We start from the raw sequence: 17,114 nt of genomic DNA on the forward strand, positions 1-17,114 counted from the left end.
GCGACCTGCCGCGATGACCGGTTCGATTCGAGTAACGCGCGTGGCGTGTGCGCGATGTGATCCATACGACATCGATTCAGGAGGTTCGGAATGTTTTCTGCGAAGCGCCTTGCTGCCGGGGCCGCCGTAGCCACCGCAACCGCCGCCGCTGTGCTCGCCGGTGGTGGCGTGGCCCAGGCCGACGTCCCGGTGTGGCAGGCCAACTGTCACGTCTACAACATCTTCAACACCGGCGGGATGGCCAATTGTGAGCTGCCGACCTGGCACCAGGTGAAGCTCACCTGTGTCGCCTGGCCTGTCCCGTTCACCTACTGGAAGTACGGGCCGGTGCAGTACGGCCAGAATCAGTCCTGGGCCAGTTGCGACTCACCGAACGCCCTGGTGCACATCGAGGTCATCCAAGCGTAGGTTCCGGGATCACCTCACGCGGCACGGCCGTCCGACCAGCCGCGGTAGCGGCGTAGTCTCGCGGCCGACACGAGAAGCCTTGTCGGCGATCAGCACGGGTGTCAGCTCTCCTCCAGCCCCGGCGTCTCACACCAATTGTTCGGCAGGCCTGGGACTCTGACTCGTCCGCCGCAGGCCGGTCGGCTTCCTGCCTGCGATGCGCCGCCGGGCTCGGGATACGGTGTGACCATCGCGCCGGTGTGTATCGGAGGTATCGGACGGTGGCTGCATTGGTGCCCGGGTCGGTGTTCGCCGGGTATACCGTCGAACGTCTGCTCGGCGCCGGCGGGATGGGTGAGGTGTATGTGGCCCGGCACCCGCGGCTGCCCCGCGCGGATGCGGTGAAGGTGCTGGCCGCGCCGCTCACCCGCGACGATTCGTATCGGCGCCGTTTCGAGCGGGAGGCCGATCTCGCGGCGTCGTTATCGCATCCCGGCATCGTCAGTGTGCACGACCGCGGGGAATTCGACGGGCGGTTGTGGATCGCGCTGGAGCTGATCGACGGGACCGATCTGTCGGCGCTGCTGCAGACCGCACCGAGCGGGTTGCCTGCCGCCGATGTGGTGCGGGCTGTCACGGAAGTGGCCGATGCGCTCGATTACGCGGGTGCGCGCGGGCTGGTCCATCGGGATGTGAAACCCGCCAATATCCTGCTCGCCGGGACAGGTCACTATTTGCTGACCGATTTCGGGATCGCCCGGATGGGCCCGGAAACCTCGGATCTCACCGGGACCGGACTGACCGTCGGCACTGTCGCCTATGCCTCGCCGGAGCAGATGCAGGGTCTCCCGGTCGATCCGCGATCGGACCAGTATGCGCTGGCCGCCACCGCGTTTCATCTGCTCACCGGGGCGCAGCCGTTCACCGGCACCAACCCGGTCGCGGTGATCATGGCCCATGCGCAGCAGCCGGTACCGAGTGTGCGCGAGCGGCGGCCCGATCTCGCACCGCCGGTGGATTCGGTGCTCCGGCGGGCGATGGCGAAGACCCCGGAGCAGCGCTTCGCCCGCAGCAAGGATTTCGCGGCCGCCCTCGCCCACGCGCTCGCGGTGCGTCCGCCGCAATCTCCGGCCGTGCCGGGCAACCGTTACGCGGTAACTTCCGCCGGCTCCGCCCCGGTCGCCCGGGGGACGTATGACCGGGTCCCGCCGATGCCGCCGGGGAGGGTGGACCCGGGACCTCCAACGAATCACCGCCGGACCGCTCTACTCATCGGAGCGTTGGTCGCCGCGGTGCTGCTGGTCGTTGCCGGTATGTTCGGGGTGCGGGCATTTCGACAAGGGGAAGTCTCGGCGGAAGCCGCGCAGTTGCCCCGCCGGCCCGTGACACCGATCCTGCCGGCGCTGGACACACGACCGGACAGCCCGGTCTGGACACTGCCGGAAACCCCCGGACCTCCGGGTTCCGAAGTCCAGGACACAACAGCACTCGGCGGCGATTCCGAGGTCGTCCTCATCAACCGCGAAGTCCGCCTGGCCGACGGTAATACCATCGACTACCTCGATATCGTCGACGCGAACACCGGCCGGCTCCGGGAGGGCACCGCGCCGATCCCGGTGGATACCGCTGCGCGGAACCTGGACCGCTGCGTCGTCGACGAAAACCGTTCGGCCGCCGCCTGCCACCTGCGGGGTGCGTCGGTTCCTGATGATGCCGTCGTCCTCATCGATCTCGTGGCCGGCCGGATCATCACCACCAAGACCTCGAGAGAGCACGTTTTCGGTCTGACCGCCGCGGGTGAGCGGTTCGTGTTCGTGGACAGCACCGATGCCGGTTGGCCGCCGGTGTTACGTTCCGTCGGTACCGACGGCGCGGACCTGCCGGCGATCAGCTGGCCCGATTCCCGGCCCTCGCCCGAAACCCATCATTGGATAGAGATTTTCGCCTCGGCCCGGCTGGCAGTGATCAAGTCGGCACCGGCCCCGGCACAACCGCTGTCGAAATGGGAATTCCGGGTGATCCGGCTCGAAGACGGAAAAGAGGTGTTCCGGCGCGATTCGGTCGAGGAGATCCGTAACGATCGCTGGAACGTCTTCGTCGACGGATTCGTCGTCGCCGAAAGCGGATCCGCGCCCAGGATCTACGACCGCGACGGCGCCGAAACCGCGCAGATCCCGGCGGACTGGCTCCCGAGCCCGCATCAGCCGACCGCGTTCGAGGAGACTGCGGTCGAGACTTCGGTGCCGACCGTGATCCGTACCGATGGGGATAAAACGACCTATGCGGGGGTCAGCCCGCGCACCGGGACCGTGCTGTGGGAGAACGAGTCCTACAGCGCCGAGGACAGTTCCGAGCAACTGCTGTTACACGGTATCGGCACCTTGATCACAACCTCGGATTCCGGTCGGGTGATCGACGCCTATTCCGGTGAGTACGTGATTCCCGGCTACGTACCGGAAGGCACCCTTCTCGGCACCGACGGCCAACGGATCGCCGTCGCCACCGACTCCGCCGGTTCGGGCCGCTCCCTGGAAGTATGGGACGCCGCCGATCAGATGTGGGAGATCACCAGCGAGTACACGCCGGTATCGGTCGGCGGCAAAATCTACCTCGGGAACCTGCGACTCTTCTGATCCTCGAGAACAACCGCGGCCGGGATACCTACACCGAAGGCGTCCCGGCCGGGCAGCGGCATCACGGAAGCGCTGCGAAGGCCTTTTTGGTGTCGCGATACCACCCCATCGCCTTCACCGGATGCCTCCAGCGTTTCTTCATTTCCTCGTGGGCCGGCACATGGTCTTCGTCGCCACTGCGAGCGGCCTCGCGCAGGTGACGATCCTGCGCCTTGATGATCTCGTCGGCCGTCTCCGCACTCAGCTCGAGGTCGCACGGGCCACCCAGTTGTCTGCAGCTCATGGTCTTCACAGCGTTCTCCTCGTGGTTGGCTCTATCTGTCGTTGCTCGGCAGGCCTTGCGGTACCGGGCTCCTCCCGGCCGCCGGCGATCTGTTCCCGTCGGGCTCGGTCACATCCTTGCCGATTATCGGCACGAACCGTGTCGATAATCCCATCTTGCGGCAATTCGGGATGGCTGTCAACGGCACGCACCGTGCCGGTATGGTCGGTGCATGGCCGACTCGTCCACCACACCGCGACGCCGGGGCGCCGAACGCACCAGGCAGCTGCTCGATGTCACCCTCGACCTGGCGGCGGAGGTCGGCTACCGGGGGCTGAGTGTCGAAGCCATCGCCGGGCGGGCCGGCGTCGGGAAACACACCATCTATCGGCGCTGGTCATCCATCGCAGAGCTACTGCTCGACGCGCTCAGCGTCGTGTGGACCAGCGATCTGGACTACCACACGTCCGGGGACGTCCGAGCGGATCTGCGTGAGCAGTTCATGCGTTCCAGTCGAGCTCTCTCCTCCCCGCCCATCGGCCCCGTCTACCGGGCAGTCATCGCCGAAGCCCAGGCCGACCCCGCACTCAGGGCGACGCTGTACGAACGATTTCTGGCCACCGTGGAACAGCGGACCTTCGATCGGATCACCCGAGCTCAGCGCGACGGCGAGCTGGTCGCCGAAGCGAATCTGGAATACCCCGCCGAGGTCCTGTGCGGAACTCTCTACTACCGCTCACTGCTCACCTGCCGCCCCGTCGACGAGAACGCAATCGATGGACTCCTCGACATGTTCATGGCCGCATACGGAGTCCGCGGAGCGCACGCTCGAGGCTGAGACCGAGTCCGCGCGCAGACAGGTTTCCCACGGCTGATTCCAGTCGAGCCCGCTCGCAGGATATGCACCTGTCAGCCTGCGATGAATGCCGCCGGTCCGCCGGGTCCACATATGAAGCAGGCGCCGAGACGATCGAGATGAAGCTCCGATACGCAAGCTGGTCATCACGCAGAACATCACGCTCGACGGTTCGATCGAAATGCTCACATCCTGGTTCGATCCGACCGCCCAGACCCCGGACCTACTCGAGGAGACCCATATCTTTACCATACTGCGCTATGGTGAAGATATGGCGACCAAGAAGGTGACTATCACCCTCGACGAATCCCTGGTCGAGGCGCTGGCCGGAGCTGCCGAGGAAGAAGGCATCCCGCTTTCCCGGCTCGTTGCCGGAGCCGCCGAACGGGAGCTGCGGTGGCGAGCCGGGCGGGCCGTGGTCCAGGAATGGCAGGCCGAGCACGGCGCCTTCACCCCGGAGGAGCTCGCCGACGCCCGCGCAGACCTGGCCGCCGCCGACGCCGAGTACCTCAGCCGCTCGGGGACCTCGGCTGCGTGAACATTCCCTATCTGTACGACGCCGGCGCACTGATCGCCATCGACAACAACGACCGGCGTATGTGGGCCCGCCACAGCCTGGCCCTCGAAGACGGGCGGGAAATCCACGTTCCCTCCATCGTCGTCAGCCAGGCATGGCGGGACTCCCGACGCCAGGTCCGGCTCGGCAAGTTCCTCGCCGGATGCCATGTCGCACCGGTCGGCCTCGAAACAGGCAAAGCCGCAGGCATTCTCTGCGGAAAGGCACGCACCGCCGATGTCGTCGATGCGACCGTCGTCGTCACGGCCGCCAGTCTCGGCGCCATCATCTGGACCTCCGACCCTGACGATATCCGTGTCCTCGTCGATGCCCAGGACATCAAGCCCTCCCCCGTCATCCGCACGGTTTGACCCGCCGGGATTTCGCACCCGTCCTGGCGAGCGAACTCGTCATGACTGTAGGGGTTGAGGCCAGCTCCGGTGTGTGCCGCCGGAACTCGTCGCGAGCGGACCGCCGTCAGCGGTCGCGGGCGGGCCTGCGGCGCTGCTCGGAGTCGGTCAGCGCCGGCTGCCTGTAGTCGATGTCCGCGGGGTTGAGCGTGACGCCTGGGGCGACGATCTCGTCGATGCGGTCGAGGATCTCGTCGTCGAGCCGGACCTCGGCGGCGGCGAGCTGGTCGGTGAGTTGCTCGACCGTGCGGGCGCCGAGGATCACCGAGGTGACGCCCGGATGGGTCGACGCGAAGGCGAGCGCCAGGTGCGTCAGGGAGATACCCGCCTCGTCCGCCAATGCTGCCAAGCGCTCGACGGCGTCGAGTTTGCGCTGATTGCCCGGCAGGTCGAGGTTGAACTTGTGGGCGACCGCCTGCCGGAAGAAGTTCATCTCGATCGGCTCGCCACGGCGGAACCGACCGGTCAGCCAGCCGCTGTTGAGCGGACTCCAGGTCAGCACACCGAGCCCATACTTCTGCGCGGTGGGCAGCACGGCCGCCTCGATCCCGCGCACGAAGACGGAGTAAGGAGGCTGCTCGGTGCGGAAGGGGATGTGGCCCCGGCGATCGGCTGTCCACTGCGCCTCGACGAGCTGTTCGGCGGGGAAGTCCGAGGTCCCGATGGCCATGATCTTGCCCGCGCGCACGAGGTCGGAAAGGACCGAGAGCGTCTCGTCGATGTCCGTACTCGGGTCCGGGCGGTGCACCTGGTACAGGTCGATGCGGTCGGTGCCCAGGCGGCGCAGGCTGTCGTCGACGGCCTTGGTGAGCCAGCGGCGGGAGTTTCCCTGCCGGTTGGGGTCCTCGTCCTTGAAGCGGACCGGGAAGTGACCCTTCGTCGCGAGCACGACCTCGTCGCGGCGGTCTCGGATGGCCTTGCCCACGATCTCCTCGGCCTCACCGCCCGAGTATTGGTCGGCCGTGTCGATGAGGTTGATCCCCGCGTCCAGGGCCGTATGGATCAGCCGGGCCGCATCGTCGTGATCCGTGTTCCCCCACGCGCCCAGGCGCAGGGTACCCAGCGCGAACTTGCTGACCGATATGCCGGTGCGGCCCAGCTTCCTGTACTGCGTCACTAACTGCTCCCTGATATCGCTTCTCCCCGCGAACGAGGCTGCGGAGTTGCTACCTCTCCGACGTGATTAACGTACGACATGCAACATAAATGTTGCAAGTAGAAGCTTAGAAAGAGTGGAGATGTAGCATGTCGGTGTGACGGCGCACATGCAGCAGACGGAACAGCAGGCGAAACGGCCACTCCGGGCCGACACCGAACGGACCGTTCAGACGATCCTGGAAGCGGCCGAGCGCGTCCTGGCCACCGACCCGGCGGCGACTATGGGACAGCTGGCCCAGGCCGCCGGCGTCGCCCGGACCACGGTCCACCGCCGGTTCGCCACCCGTGAGGCACTCCTGGACGAGCTCACAGGCTGGGCCGCCCGCCAGTTCGCGGACGCCGTCGACACCGCCCACCCGGACGCCGCCCCGCCGCTCGTCGCCCTCTACCAGGTCACTGCCAACGTCCTCCGCGTGAAGACCGACTGGTCGTTCGCCATGAACCGCACGGCCGACGACGCCCACCCCGAGGCAGCCCGCATCCACGCCGAGGTCAGGACCACCTGCGTCCGGCTCTTCCGCCGCGCCCAAGATGCGGGCGTGCTCCGCCCCGATATCGATCTCGACTGGACCCGGCGCGTCTACTACGCCCTCATCCACGAGGCAGCCAAAGAGGGCGTGGGAGGCGGCGACACGGATGCGCTCGCCACCCGCGTCGTGGATACGCTGCTGCGGGGCGCCGGGGCCCCGGCCGGACTCGCGGGGCAGACGGGTATTTGAAGACAGGCCCTAGAGAGTGCGTTGGCGGGCAACCGGGTCCACAATCCCGACCGGCCCCTGGTGGCCGGCGCGGGCACCGCGCCCGACCAAGACCCCGTCGTCGGCACCGCTACTCCTTGGGCCAGCACAGGCACCAGACCAGTACGAGCGCGGGAACGGCAGCGGCAAAAACGATCCCGAGTGTGATCATGAACCGAGTCCGTTCTCAACCTCGGGCGCCGGCCACCTGAACCCACGTGGATAGAACCGGACCGGCGTGATGAGCGCCGCGAGATCGGTGATCATATGCCGTTCGCGGTCGGCGTGCGCGAAGGTCGGCACGACAATCGCGGCAGCGGAGTACTCATAGACGTGCTGGGCTATCACGAGCGCCGAGACCAGCGGCCCGGTATCGAGCACTACCGTGAACACCAGGGTGAACCCGTGCCGTTCCGCCAACGCATGAATGTCGGTACTCGCGCGCACATCACGCCGGACCAATCCGATCGCCTTGCCGCCGTTACCTGTCATCTGTCCGCCCCTGTCCCGTAGTCGCATTGGCCGACTCCCGCCGACGGGGTTGTTCCGCACCCATCGACGGGGCCGAAAAAGACGCTATGCGTGCGGTTTCCGGGAGAACAGGCATACGCTGTTGACAGGTGTTTGCCAAGGGCGGAGGTCTGATGCAAGCCGGGGCTCTACTGCGCGCCGCACGGGAAGCGGACGGCATAGGATTGCGCGAAATCTCCCGCCGCACGCATTACAGCGCGTCCTATTTATCGCTCATCGAGTCCGGGAAACGGGCTGCGCCCGCCAATGTGGTTGCTGCCTATGAGGTTGCCCTGGGTTCCGATCTGGAAAAGCTGATCGCCCTGTCGAAAACTCCGGCAGCCGTCGACAACGACACCTTGTCCGATGTGTCGACAATGCTCGCGGCAACACGACGGATCGAAGATGCGACCGGGCCCCTGGCGGTACTTCTGGCTGTACAAGGCATGGCGGGCATGGCCGAGACTTTCGCAGCTCGAGCCCGCACGGCGAAGGCTGAATCAGCATCGGCAGTGGCGTCCGAAATCAACCAGTACCGGGGATGGCTGGAGTTCGCCACCGGGGCGGAGACAGCAGCGCGGCGCAGCCTGACCAAGGCCGTGACCCTAGCGAAACGCTCACACGACACCGACCGTCTGGTACATGGCTTGTCGTTCACTGCGTACGTGAACGCCGAACAGGGTCGATACGCCGAGGCGGCAACCCTGTCGGATGCGGCACTATCGGTGAAGAAAGTCCACCCGCTCATCGGAGCGTTCGAACGGTTCCAGCGGGCACGGCTTCACGCGGTCACCGGCGAACGACCCGACGCGGAACGCTGCCTTGTTCTCGCCGACAAGGCAGCGGAATCGGCGGAAGACATCGAGCTGCCGGACGCAGGCTACTGGTACACGCCCGGTTTCTTCGGTCTCCAGCGTGCTCGAGTCCTTCGCACGCTCGGCCATGAGGAACGAGCGATGGACGAAGTGCGGGCCGCGGTGGCCGCGCTGCCGACTGGACATCGCGCCGCGGAGTGGGCGCGAAAGTGGCGCCGCGCGGCAAGCGGGGACACCGACGTTCCCCATTGATCGGCAGTACGCGGTCAGCGCGGATGAGCCCACCGATTGTGGCGTGGGGCGTACCGGCGACTCGCTCACGAACCTGTCAGCCCGCGATGAATACCGCCGGTTCGCCGGGTCCACATATGAAGCAGGCTCCGAGACGATCGAGAGGAAGCTCCATGCGCAAGCTGGTCATCACGCAGAACATCACGCTCGACGGTTCGATCGAAATGCTCACATCCTGGTTCGATCCGACCGCCCAGACCCCGGACCTACTCGAGGAGACTCACCGCCAAGACGCGGAGGCCGATGCGATGTTGCTGGGCCGCCGGACGTTCCAGGACTTCCGCGGATACTGGCCGCAGCAGACCGACGACACAACCGGCATCACCGGCTATCTCAATGCCGTCGACAAGTACGTGGTGTCCTCGACGATATCGGATCCGGAATGGGCGAACTCTACGGTTCTCACCGGTGGCGACCTGCGCGGACAGGTGCTCGACCTGAAAGAACGCGACGGCAGGGACATCGTGGCAACCGGAAGCATCCAGCTGACACACAGCCTGATCGAGGCGGGGCTCGTCGACGAGTACCGGCTTTTCGTCTACCCGGCAGTGCAGGGGCGCGGCCGGCGGTTGTTCCCGGAGAACCTGGAAATCCCGCAGCTGACCCACATCGGGTCGGCGTCCTTCAGCAACGGCGTCGTCCTGTCGACCTACGCGGCGGCGTGACCGTCCGGCGTCACCCGCCGGGCTCTTCTGTGTCTCGCACCGGGAGGAGCGAACAGCGAGTGCGGACGCTTGTCCGTGGTCTTCTCCGCGGCCGGCGGTCCGGGCGACCATGACCGGCATGGCCGCCGATCTGTCGGTGGGTCGGCAGCGGAGCGGCTCGGTGGTGCGTTATCGTCGGCTCCCCGATCGGCCTGCCGGTCGTCCTGATGGAGAGGCCTGCCCGGCGTCGGCACTGACCTGAAACGCGGTATCAGGGAGGAATTGTGGATATCACCCAGCTGATCCTCGACGACCACCATGAGCAGCGGCGGCTGTTCGCGATCCTGGAGGAGATCGATCGCAGGGATACCGGCGTGCTTTCCGCCATCTGGAGCAGGTTGGCGGCATTTCTCGAACTGCACGCCCAGGCGGAGGAGGAGATCTTCTACCCCGCGCTGTTGCAGGTGGGTATCGCGGCCCGGCGGGCGGGCGCGGTGCAGGACGAGACCCTCGACGCCATCCACGACCACAACGAGATCAGAGACGCCGTCGCCGACGTGGCGCGGCATCAGGTCGGCACCGAGGGCTGGTACGCGGCCGTCGCGGCGGCGAACACGGCCAACAGCGATCATATGGCCGAGGAGGAGCGCGAGGGCCTCACCGACTTCCGCCGCTTGGCCGGGCTGCCGCGGCGCCACCAGCTGGCCGTCGCTTTCGCGGCGTACGAGGCGCGGAACTACGCCGGCGTCCAGTCCGTCGATAAGGATCCCGCCGGCTACGTCCGCGCGGCCGAGAAGAAAACGCGGGCCGACGGATCGCTGAGTGTCGGAACTCTGAAGCGGACCTGACCACCGATGAGTCCCGCCTCGCCGCCTCGTCTCCATGGTGGGAACGTCCCACGCGGGCTTGTGGGCCCGAGATGACGAGGAGCGCACCGTGGCCGAGGAGAACGTGAGCGCCACCCTGATTTTCGCCGTACCCGCCACCCGGGTGTTCAGGGTGCTGGCGGACCCGGCGACTCATTCCGCGATCGACGGCACCGGCTGGGTCCAGGAAGCCCTCGACCTCCCATCGCTGACCGAGGCGGGACAGATTTTCCGCATGGACATGTACCACCCCAACCACCCCAACGGTCGTTACCAAGTGGCCAACAAAGTTCAGGTGTTCGACCCGCCGCGCACCATCAGCTGGCTGACCGGGGAAGAGAAGGACGACGGCCACCTGGAGTTCGGCGGCTGGTTCTGGCGTTACGACCTGAAGCCGCTCGGTCCGTCCGAGACCGAGGTCACGCTCACCTACGACTGGTCGGCGGTACCGCAATACATCCGCGAATACCTCCACTTCCCGCCGTTCGCCCCCGAGCATCTCACCAACTCACTGCACCACCTGGCCGAACTCGCCGCACGGACGTCCCCCGCCACACAGTCCCGCGGGTAGCTGCCGAACGACGCGACGTACCCGGCACGGAGCTTTCAGCGATAAGCGCTCATGCCGGCCGCCGCCGGCCCGGGGCCGACAACCGATCCATCAGCACGACCGCGGTCCGCCGGCTCACCAGCTTGCTCATCGCCGCGGCGAGCCGATTACCCACTCCATCCACGACACTCGGCCCCGGCGATCGGCGGTCGAGATGCGTCAGCGCTGTCGCCACCACCTCGGCCGCCGATCGCATCCGGGCGCCCGCGGTAGCGTCGTCGGTGCCGACGACGGTATTGAACTCGGTGTCCGTCGCTCCCGGTGACAACGCGAAAACCGTGACACCACGACCACGCAGTTCCGACCACAAGGCCTCGGTGAAGTTGAGTACGAACGCTTTCGACGCGCCGTAGACAGCCATACGCGGCGTCGGCGCGTAGGCGGCCATGCTCGCGACATTGATCAGGAACCCGTTGCCCGCCGCGAGCAGATCCGGCAGGAACGCGGACGTGAGCTGGACGGGCGCGGACACATCCACGGCGATTTCCCGCTCGAGCCGTTCGGGGTCCTCGTCGCCGAAATGGCCGAAAGTTCCGAAGCCCGCGTTGTTGATCAAGCTCGTGATACGCACGTTCCGCTCCGCGACGGCGCCCCGCAGATCCGCACCGGTAGACGGGGACGCCAGATCGCAAGGAATCACCTCGACCGCCGCTCCGTGCGCGGACCGCAGCTCCGCGGCGAGTTCGTTCAGCAGGTCGTGCCGGCGGGCCACCAGCACCACCGACGCCCCACGCGCGGCGAGCGCCCTGGCGAATTCCCGCCCGATTCCGGAGCTTGCCCCGGTGATCAACACGGTCTGATCGGCATACACAATCGACATACCTGGCATCGTAGGCCAAGTTGACACCAAGTGCCAGATTGGCACGCGATATGCTCCTGGCATGGCGAAGGAAACCGTGTGGGACCGCCAGCGTGCGGCCGTCCGGAACGAAATCGTCGGCACCGCCCTGGAGATGTTCCTGACCGACGGCTTCGACGAGACCCCCATCGACCGCATCGTGGCAGCGGTCGGCGTTTCCCGGCGCACCTTCTTCCGCTACTTCGGCACCAAAGAGGACATCGTCCTCGGCGACCTCATCGCCCGCGGGCAAGTGATCGCCGACGAACTGGCCGCCCGGCCGGCCGGCGAAACCCCGTGGGAAGCCCTCCGGGCCGCCCTCCACGCCAGCCGCGAAACCACAGTCCCCGATATGGACGCCGCCCTCGCGCTCGGAAAAATGCTCTTCGACACCCCGTCGCTGCGGACGCGACTGATGGAGAAACGGCTGCGCTGGCAGGAGATGTTCGTCCCGTTGCTGGCAGCACGGATCGACGGACCCGCCGAACGGGCAACACTGCGCGCCACCGCTATCGTCGCGGCAGCACTCTCCTGCCTCGATACAGCCTCGGAAGCATGGATCGAATCGGACGGTGCCGACGATCTCGCCGAACTCTACGACGAGGCAGTGGCGGCGGTACGGGGCTGACACCAAGCCGAATCCTGGTCGAGAATGTGCCGGCAACCGGCAGAGCGAAACCGCAGGTCGAGAACGCTTTCGATCTCTCGCCCGGATAGCAGGAGTCGATCGCGAATGCTACGTCGATCAGTCGGCAGTGCCGGGTTCGACAACCCACTCGGCTTGCAACCCACTCACCGAGGAGATCATGTCGAAATCGCCGTCGTAGTGCAGAACCGTGGCCCGGTGCCGCTCGGCCGTTGCCGCGATAAGGACGTCGGCCAGCGACAGTGCCCGGTGAAAACCGGCGGCCGATGCCAGCGCCTGGATCTCGAGCGCGCGCTCGAATTCCTCGTCGTTGCAGGGCAGATAGTCGAAACCACGTAGCAGGGTACGCAGACGCAGCGCCTCGGGCTTACCGCGCGCCGAGTACAGCATCTCGTACTCGGTCGGGGCACATACCGCCAGGAGACCCGCATGGTCCAGCGCATCCAGTCGCTGCCGCACCGCTGGTGTGCGTCGGCGGGCCAGCGCGGACTTGTCGATCAGGTAGCGTCCATTCACGCCACCGAGGCTCCGTTCCCACGCTCGAGCGAGCCATCCGGCTTCCGCGGCCCGGTCTGCGACCGGATCTCCGCGAACGTGTCCTCGAACTCACCCTCGTCGATGGCGTCGAACAGCTCCCGACGTAGCCGCACCTTCACCCCCTCCTCCATCGCCGCCCGTACTGCCGCAGCCTTGGTCGTCACCCCGTACACCCGCATCGCCTGCTCGACGATCTCATCGTCCAGATCTATGACAGTCCTGGCCATCGGTCATCCTCCTCACACATCCGCTCCGCACGATATCATCTCCGCCATTTAAATGATATCGATTAGCACAGGGCTTTCGCCCGCGGTTGCCTCTAGGCGACGGGATGCGGTCGGCGCTGGTAGTGAGCTTGTTTCGCCTGGTGCTGGTGTCATCTGCGCCAGGTCGACCAGTGCAGTGCTGTAGTGAGGTTCGGGACCGGGGTGGTCAAGTGTGCCAGGAGACGTGTGATCTCACCCAGAGTGAGTGGAATGAGGCCGCCGCCACCGTATGCCTCAGTACTGTTTGAACCGCACCACCGATTACACCGGGCGCCGGGTCACCGGCTTCAGCACGAGGAGAGCACGTGGCCGCCGTCCTGGCAGCCGGCCGACGACACTCTGTGGCGTGTCGCGACGACGGGACCACCGTGGCCTCCGGCAACGCCGAGCTGGTGAGTGCGACGTACTGACCTGGTCAGGCGTCATCGCGGTCGCGGCCGGGAACGTGCACTCCGCGCGCAACACCGGCCGATCACACACCATCGGGCTTCGAGCCGACGGAACCGTCATCGCTACCGGCTGGAATCGTGACGGGCAGACCGACGTCTCCGAATGGAGCGATATCACCGCGGTCGCCGCCGGATGGAGAACAACACTCGGACTCCGGACAGACGGCACCGTGGTTGCCACCGGGCGCAACGCGGAAGGCCAGTGTGAGATGAGCGCATGGAGAGAAGTCGTCTCGGTCTCTTGTGGAGACTGGCACTCTGTCGCGATCCAGCGCAGTGGCACAGCCGTCGCCACAGGTAACAATCAACGCGGACAATGCAACATCGGCGAGTGGCGAAACCTTGTCGGCATCTCGGCCGGCAGCTATCACACCGTCGCGCTGTGCGAAGACGGAAAGGTGCGCGCTGCCGGCGACAATCGCTTCGGGCAGTGCGACGTGCAAGCGTGGACCGGTGTCACGGCGATCGCGGCGGGGTCGACGCATACCCTCGGACTCCTCGCCGACGGAACCGTCGTGGCGACGGGAAACAACGCCGACAAGCAGTGCGACGTGAACACCTGGCGACTGCGTCGGCGCTGAACCGAACACGCGACCGGATGTCGAACCGGAACGCGGCTACACGCCGAACCCGAACTCGGCCGAGTGGACGCTGCCACCCGGCATGCCGAGAGACATCAGTGCGCCTACCCAGAGCTGCACATCGGCCCTCCCAGCCGGCAGCCACCGCCTGTACCGGCCCCGGCACAGGCAGCCTGCGACATGGTCGGTGGGGTGCGGTGAGTGCGCCGACCGCCGTCCGGATAATCAATATGGTGAGCGAAACCCAGGGACGACAACCATGACTCGGTCATGGTGGGGCTGGGGAGCCGCGGCCGAAGAACTGTCGCCGTCCGAGGTCGCCGAGTTGGTCGCGCGGACCGCGGGGATGTTGCCCGGCCACGACTTCACCGACCACGCCCCGCCCGACCCGGCAGCGCTTCCTGTCGCGCCCGCCCGCCTCCGGCCACCCGCAACACTGGCCGGCCTGTGCAGCGACGACCCCGTCGACCGGCTGTCGCACGCGCGCGGGAAAGCGTTCCGCGATGTGGTCCGCAATCTGCTCGGTCAGGTCGGACACGTCCCGGACCTGGTCGCTCGCCCCGGCACCGAACAGGACGTTGTCGATCTGCTGGACTGGTGTTCGGCGACCGCGACGCCGGTGATTCCCTATGGCGGCGGCAGTTCGGTGGTCGGCGGTGTCGAGCCACGTTTCGACGGCGCCGCGATATCGCTCGACCTGGGCCGGCTGGACCGGGTACTCGATATCGATCCCACCAGCCGTACCGCACGTATTCAGGCCGGCATCTACGGGCCCGCCCTGGAGAGCCACCTGCGACCGCACGGACTCACCCTGCGCCACTACCCGCAGTCGTTCGGCTATTCCACACTCGGCGGCTGGCTGGCCACCCGCGCGGGCGGGCACTTCGCCACGCTCTATACGCACATCGACGACCTAACGGAGTCGATGCGCGTAGTCACCCCAGCGGGGGTGAGCCACTCGCGACGGCTACCCGGTTCGGGCGCCGGGCCGTCACCGGACCGGCTGTTCCTCGGCTCCGAAGGCATTCTGGGCGTGATCACCGAGGCGTGGATGCGGCTTCAGCACCGGCCGGTCTGGCAGGTCACCGCGTCGATCACCTTCGACAACTTCCACCGCGCCGTATCCGCCACCCGGGCGATCGCGCAGGCCGGACTGTATCCGTCGAACTGCCGGCTCCTCGACGCCGCCGAAGCTTTCATCAACGCCGGGGTGACGGTCGACGGCGGGCTGCTACTGGTCGCCTTCGAGTCCGCCGACCATCCCGTGGACACGTGGCTCGACCGGGCCGTGGAACTGGCCACCGAGCACGGCGGCACCGTCAGGGCCCGCCGCAGCAAGGACACCACCACCGAGGATGCGGTAGCGGGAGGCGGGCCGGAACCGGGCGAAGCTTGGCGGTCGTCGTTCCTGCGGATGCCCTACCAACGCGACGCGCTGGCTCGCCGCGCGATGATCGTCGAAACCTTCGAAACAGCTTGTACCTGGGATAACTTCGAGAATATCCATGAAGCCGTGACCGCGGCGGCCAGGGCGGTCATCACCCGGGTCTGCGGGGCCGGGGTGGTGACGTGCCGGTTCACCCACGTCTATCCCGACGGGCCGGCCCCCTACTACGGCATCTACGCCGGGGGCCGCTGGGGCAGCACCGTCGCGCAATGGGACGAGATCAAGGCCGCGGTATCGCAGGCCATAATCGACAACGGCGGCACCATCACCCACCATCATGCGGTCGGCCGCGACCACCGGCCCGCCTACGACCGGCAGCGCCCGGACCCGTTCGCGGCGGCGCTGACCGCTGCCAAGGGCGCACTCGATCCAGCCGGCGTCCTCAACCCGGGCGTCCTGATCACCAGCGACGCAGTCCGCACATAATTACGGCGCACTGACGATCTGGGCCCTCCTTTTCTGGACTTGCCCGTCAACTTCGCCCCGGCCCCACCGCACATGGGGCGGGTCAAAGATCGGCTGTGCTCGTCGACACTTCGAGCGCGTGTAGTGAAACGTAACGCTGCCGCTGCGTGAATGCAGAACCTCGGCCGATTCCGCGGTGAGGTAGCGGGCGAACCAACTGTCGATGCACGGGGTCACCGGCGTGAGTAAGAAGAAATACCTGATAGGAACCCCCAATCCAGCCGAGCGACCTGGACTCAACGATGGCGCGGGCAATTTTTCGGTCCGTCACGTCGACAGACTCACGAAGCCGATCAGCCGACGCCGCAGACCATTCGACATTGTCGCGACGGTGCTGGATGCGCGGAATATCGGATTGAATGTGGGAATCGACATAGAACGCGATCCGCTCGACCGGACGAAAGAACCTGCCCGGTTGACAGACGTAGACGTTGCAATGCTGGTAGAGAGGCCATGCATCTTTCGCAGCAACAACCGCGGTATCCGCAACTGCTATCGGACGTCGCGCATACTGGTCCATCGCGGTACTTACTTCTTGCAACCACTTCGCAGCCGAAGAATCGATGAAGGATGCCACTTCGATAACCCGTCGAATTTCAAACGGAACATCGACGTTCAGTAGGCTGTCGTGGTGTGCAAGTCGGTTACGGAACTTCCGCACACCCTCGACCGCTACCGCAAGCTGCTTTCGTTGCCCGGACGAATTCGGAAATGCACGGCGCAAACAATCACGCCAGAGCTGTTCGTATTTGCGTCCCAGCAGACCCGACCAGAACCCGAAGCTCAGCCCCGCCACGATCTGGTGGCGCGACTCACGCTTCATCGGCCGTAGGCGTGCCCTGACCGCATCCACGGCCTCGGAAAGGTCGGCACCGTCAGGAACCGGCATCAAAAACCATGGGATGCCGATCGATGACTCGTCGAAGTATGTCCGCAGTTCCCTGTCCAAGGCGTTCCGAAGTAACACCTCGAGGTGCCCGACCACTTCGAACGACACGGCGGCGGTGCGGCTGGACCACGCGTACAGCTCGAGCGCAGCATCGCGATCGCCCCCGGCCGCCTTCAGAAACGGATCCAGTCGGTGCTCGGACAGCAGATCCCACACATCTGTTGCGACATAGTCCCCGGACACGTCTGAATGCTATCCTGA

20 protein-coding genes and 1 pseudogene are annotated in these 17,114 nt (G+C 66.2%); 14 read left to right on the forward strand and 7 right to left on the reverse strand.

All coding sequences use genetic code 11. From position 1 onward, the window contains the following. Positions 1 to 90 precede the first annotated feature (90 nt). Both ABZ827_RS16175 and ABZ827_RS16180 read left to right on the forward strand, forming a co-directional pair. The gene (locus ABZ827_RS16175) at positions 91 to 408 is read left to right on the forward strand and encodes a hypothetical protein (protein WP_357237556.1); all 318 of its coding nucleotides are present in this window, start codon (positions 91 to 93) and stop codon (positions 406 to 408) included. Between the two features lie 260 nt (positions 409 to 668). Continuing rightward, positions 669 to 3,020: a protein kinase gene (locus tag ABZ827_RS16180; protein WP_357237557.1), complete on the forward strand. Its 2,352-nt coding sequence runs from the start codon at positions 669 to 671 to the stop codon at positions 3,018 to 3,020. Between the two features lie 61 nt (positions 3,021 to 3,081). Here the strand turns inward: ABZ827_RS16180 and ABZ827_RS16185 are convergent, their stop codons facing one another. Beyond that, positions 3,082 to 3,303: a hypothetical protein gene (locus ABZ827_RS16185; protein WP_357237724.1), complete on the reverse strand. Its 222-nt coding sequence runs from the start codon at positions 3,301 to 3,303 to the stop codon at positions 3,082 to 3,084. A 211-nt stretch (positions 3,304 to 3,514) separates the two neighbouring features. Between ABZ827_RS16185 and ABZ827_RS16190 the strand changes: the two genes are divergently transcribed. From ABZ827_RS16190 to ABZ827_RS16205, 4 genes and pseudogenes are all read left to right on the forward strand, one after another. Beyond that, positions 3,515 to 4,120: a TetR/AcrR family transcriptional regulator gene (locus tag ABZ827_RS16190; RefSeq protein ID WP_357237558.1), complete on the forward strand. Its 606-nt coding sequence runs from the start codon at positions 3,515 to 3,517 to the stop codon at positions 4,118 to 4,120. 148 nt (positions 4,121 to 4,268) lie between these two features. Next, positions 4,269 to 4,379, forward strand: a pseudogene (locus ABZ827_RS16195) (dihydrofolate reductase); the annotation flags it as partial. 30 nt (positions 4,380 to 4,409) lie between these two features. After that, a complete protein-coding gene (locus ABZ827_RS16200; protein ID WP_357237559.1) occupies positions 4,410 to 4,676 on the forward strand; it encodes a hypothetical protein in 267 nt (88 codons plus the stop codon). Then, entirely contained in the window at positions 4,673 to 5,065 is a 393-nt protein-coding gene (locus tag ABZ827_RS16205) for a hypothetical protein (protein ID WP_357237560.1), read from the forward strand. The genes ABZ827_RS16200 and ABZ827_RS16205 overlap by 4 nt, the downstream gene beginning before the upstream one ends. 106 nt (positions 5,066 to 5,171) lie before the next feature. On the opposite strand, the gene ABZ827_RS16210 is transcribed toward ABZ827_RS16205, so the two are convergent. After that, entirely contained in the window at positions 5,172 to 6,221 is a 1,050-nt protein-coding gene (locus tag ABZ827_RS16210; RefSeq protein ID WP_357237561.1) for an aldo/keto reductase, read from the reverse strand. 136 nt (positions 6,222 to 6,357) lie between these two features. Between ABZ827_RS16210 and ABZ827_RS16215 the strand changes: the two genes are divergently transcribed. Further along, the gene (locus ABZ827_RS16215; protein ID WP_357237562.1) at positions 6,358 to 6,981 is read left to right on the forward strand and encodes a TetR/AcrR family transcriptional regulator; all 624 of its coding nucleotides are present in this window, start codon (positions 6,358 to 6,360) and stop codon (positions 6,979 to 6,981) included. Between the two features lie 186 nt (positions 6,982 to 7,167). Here the strand turns inward: ABZ827_RS16215 and ABZ827_RS16220 are convergent, their stop codons facing one another. Then, a complete protein-coding gene (locus tag ABZ827_RS16220; RefSeq protein WP_357237563.1) occupies positions 7,168 to 7,491 on the reverse strand; it encodes a hypothetical protein in 324 nt (107 codons plus the stop codon). A gap of 128 nt (positions 7,492 to 7,619) precedes the next feature. Here ABZ827_RS16220 and ABZ827_RS16225 point away from each other — a divergent pair, with 128 nt between their 5' ends. From ABZ827_RS16225 to ABZ827_RS16240, 4 genes are all read left to right on the forward strand, one after another. Next, on the forward strand, positions 7,620 to 8,576 hold the full coding sequence (locus tag ABZ827_RS16225) for a helix-turn-helix domain-containing protein (protein ID WP_357237564.1): 957 nt from the start codon (positions 7,620 to 7,622) through the stop codon (positions 8,574 to 8,576). 152 nt (positions 8,577 to 8,728) lie between these two features. Continuing rightward, positions 8,729 to 9,280: a dihydrofolate reductase family protein gene (locus tag ABZ827_RS16230; RefSeq protein ID WP_357237565.1), complete on the forward strand. Its 552-nt coding sequence runs from the start codon at positions 8,729 to 8,731 to the stop codon at positions 9,278 to 9,280. A 263-nt stretch (positions 9,281 to 9,543) separates the two neighbouring features. Next, complete coding sequence (locus ABZ827_RS16235; protein WP_357237566.1) at positions 9,544 to 10,107, forward strand: hemerythrin domain-containing protein; 564 nt, start codon at positions 9,544 to 9,546, stop codon at positions 10,105 to 10,107. Between the two features lie 88 nt (positions 10,108 to 10,195). After that, positions 10,196 to 10,696 carry a polyketide cyclase gene (locus tag ABZ827_RS16240; RefSeq protein ID WP_357237567.1) on the forward strand — a complete coding sequence of 167 codons (501 nt, stop codon included), beginning with the start codon at positions 10,196 to 10,198 and terminating at the stop codon, positions 10,694 to 10,696. A gap of 49 nt (positions 10,697 to 10,745) precedes the next feature. Here the strand turns inward: ABZ827_RS16240 and ABZ827_RS16245 are convergent, their stop codons facing one another. After that, positions 10,746 to 11,555 (reverse strand): SDR family oxidoreductase, encoded by an 810-nt coding sequence (locus tag ABZ827_RS16245; protein ID WP_357237568.1) that lies wholly within the window; start codon positions 11,553 to 11,555, stop codon positions 10,746 to 10,748. A 61-nt stretch (positions 11,556 to 11,616) separates the two neighbouring features. Between ABZ827_RS16245 and ABZ827_RS16250 the strand changes: the two genes are divergently transcribed. Then, complete coding sequence (locus tag ABZ827_RS16250) at positions 11,617 to 12,201, forward strand: TetR family transcriptional regulator (protein WP_357237569.1); 585 nt, start codon at positions 11,617 to 11,619, stop codon at positions 12,199 to 12,201. 117 nt (positions 12,202 to 12,318) lie between these two features. Here the strand turns inward: ABZ827_RS16250 and ABZ827_RS16255 are convergent, their stop codons facing one another. Beyond that, on the reverse strand, positions 12,319 to 12,735 hold the full coding sequence (locus ABZ827_RS16255; protein WP_357237570.1) for a PIN domain nuclease: 417 nt from the start codon (positions 12,733 to 12,735) through the stop codon (positions 12,319 to 12,321). Beyond that, positions 12,732 to 12,983 (reverse strand): type II toxin-antitoxin system VapB family antitoxin, encoded by a 252-nt coding sequence (locus tag ABZ827_RS16260; RefSeq protein WP_357237571.1) that lies wholly within the window; start codon positions 12,981 to 12,983, stop codon positions 12,732 to 12,734. Before ABZ827_RS16260 ends, ABZ827_RS16255 begins: the two co-directional genes overlap by 4 nt. A 484-nt stretch (positions 12,984 to 13,467) precedes the next feature. Between ABZ827_RS16260 and ABZ827_RS16265 the strand changes: the two genes are divergently transcribed. Further along, positions 13,468 to 14,052 (forward strand): hypothetical protein, encoded by a 585-nt coding sequence (locus ABZ827_RS16265; protein ID WP_357237572.1) that lies wholly within the window; start codon positions 13,468 to 13,470, stop codon positions 14,050 to 14,052. A 259-nt stretch (positions 14,053 to 14,311) separates the two neighbouring features. Next, positions 14,312 to 15,925, forward strand: a complete 1,614-nt coding sequence (locus tag ABZ827_RS16270) for an FAD-binding oxidoreductase (protein ID WP_357237573.1) — start codon at positions 14,312 to 14,314, stop codon at positions 15,923 to 15,925. A gap of 82 nt (positions 15,926 to 16,007) precedes the next feature. On the opposite strand, the gene ABZ827_RS16275 is transcribed toward ABZ827_RS16270, so the two are convergent. Next, positions 16,008 to 17,096 (reverse strand): hypothetical protein, encoded by a 1,089-nt coding sequence (locus ABZ827_RS16275; protein ID WP_357237574.1) that lies wholly within the window; start codon positions 17,094 to 17,096, stop codon positions 16,008 to 16,010. Positions 17,097 to 17,114: the final 18 nt, after the last annotated feature.

The sequence above is a fragment of the Nocardia sp. NPDC019395 genome, from assembly GCF_040632335.1.
Taxonomy (GTDB): Bacteria; Actinomycetota; Actinomycetes; order Mycobacteriales; family Mycobacteriaceae; genus Nocardia.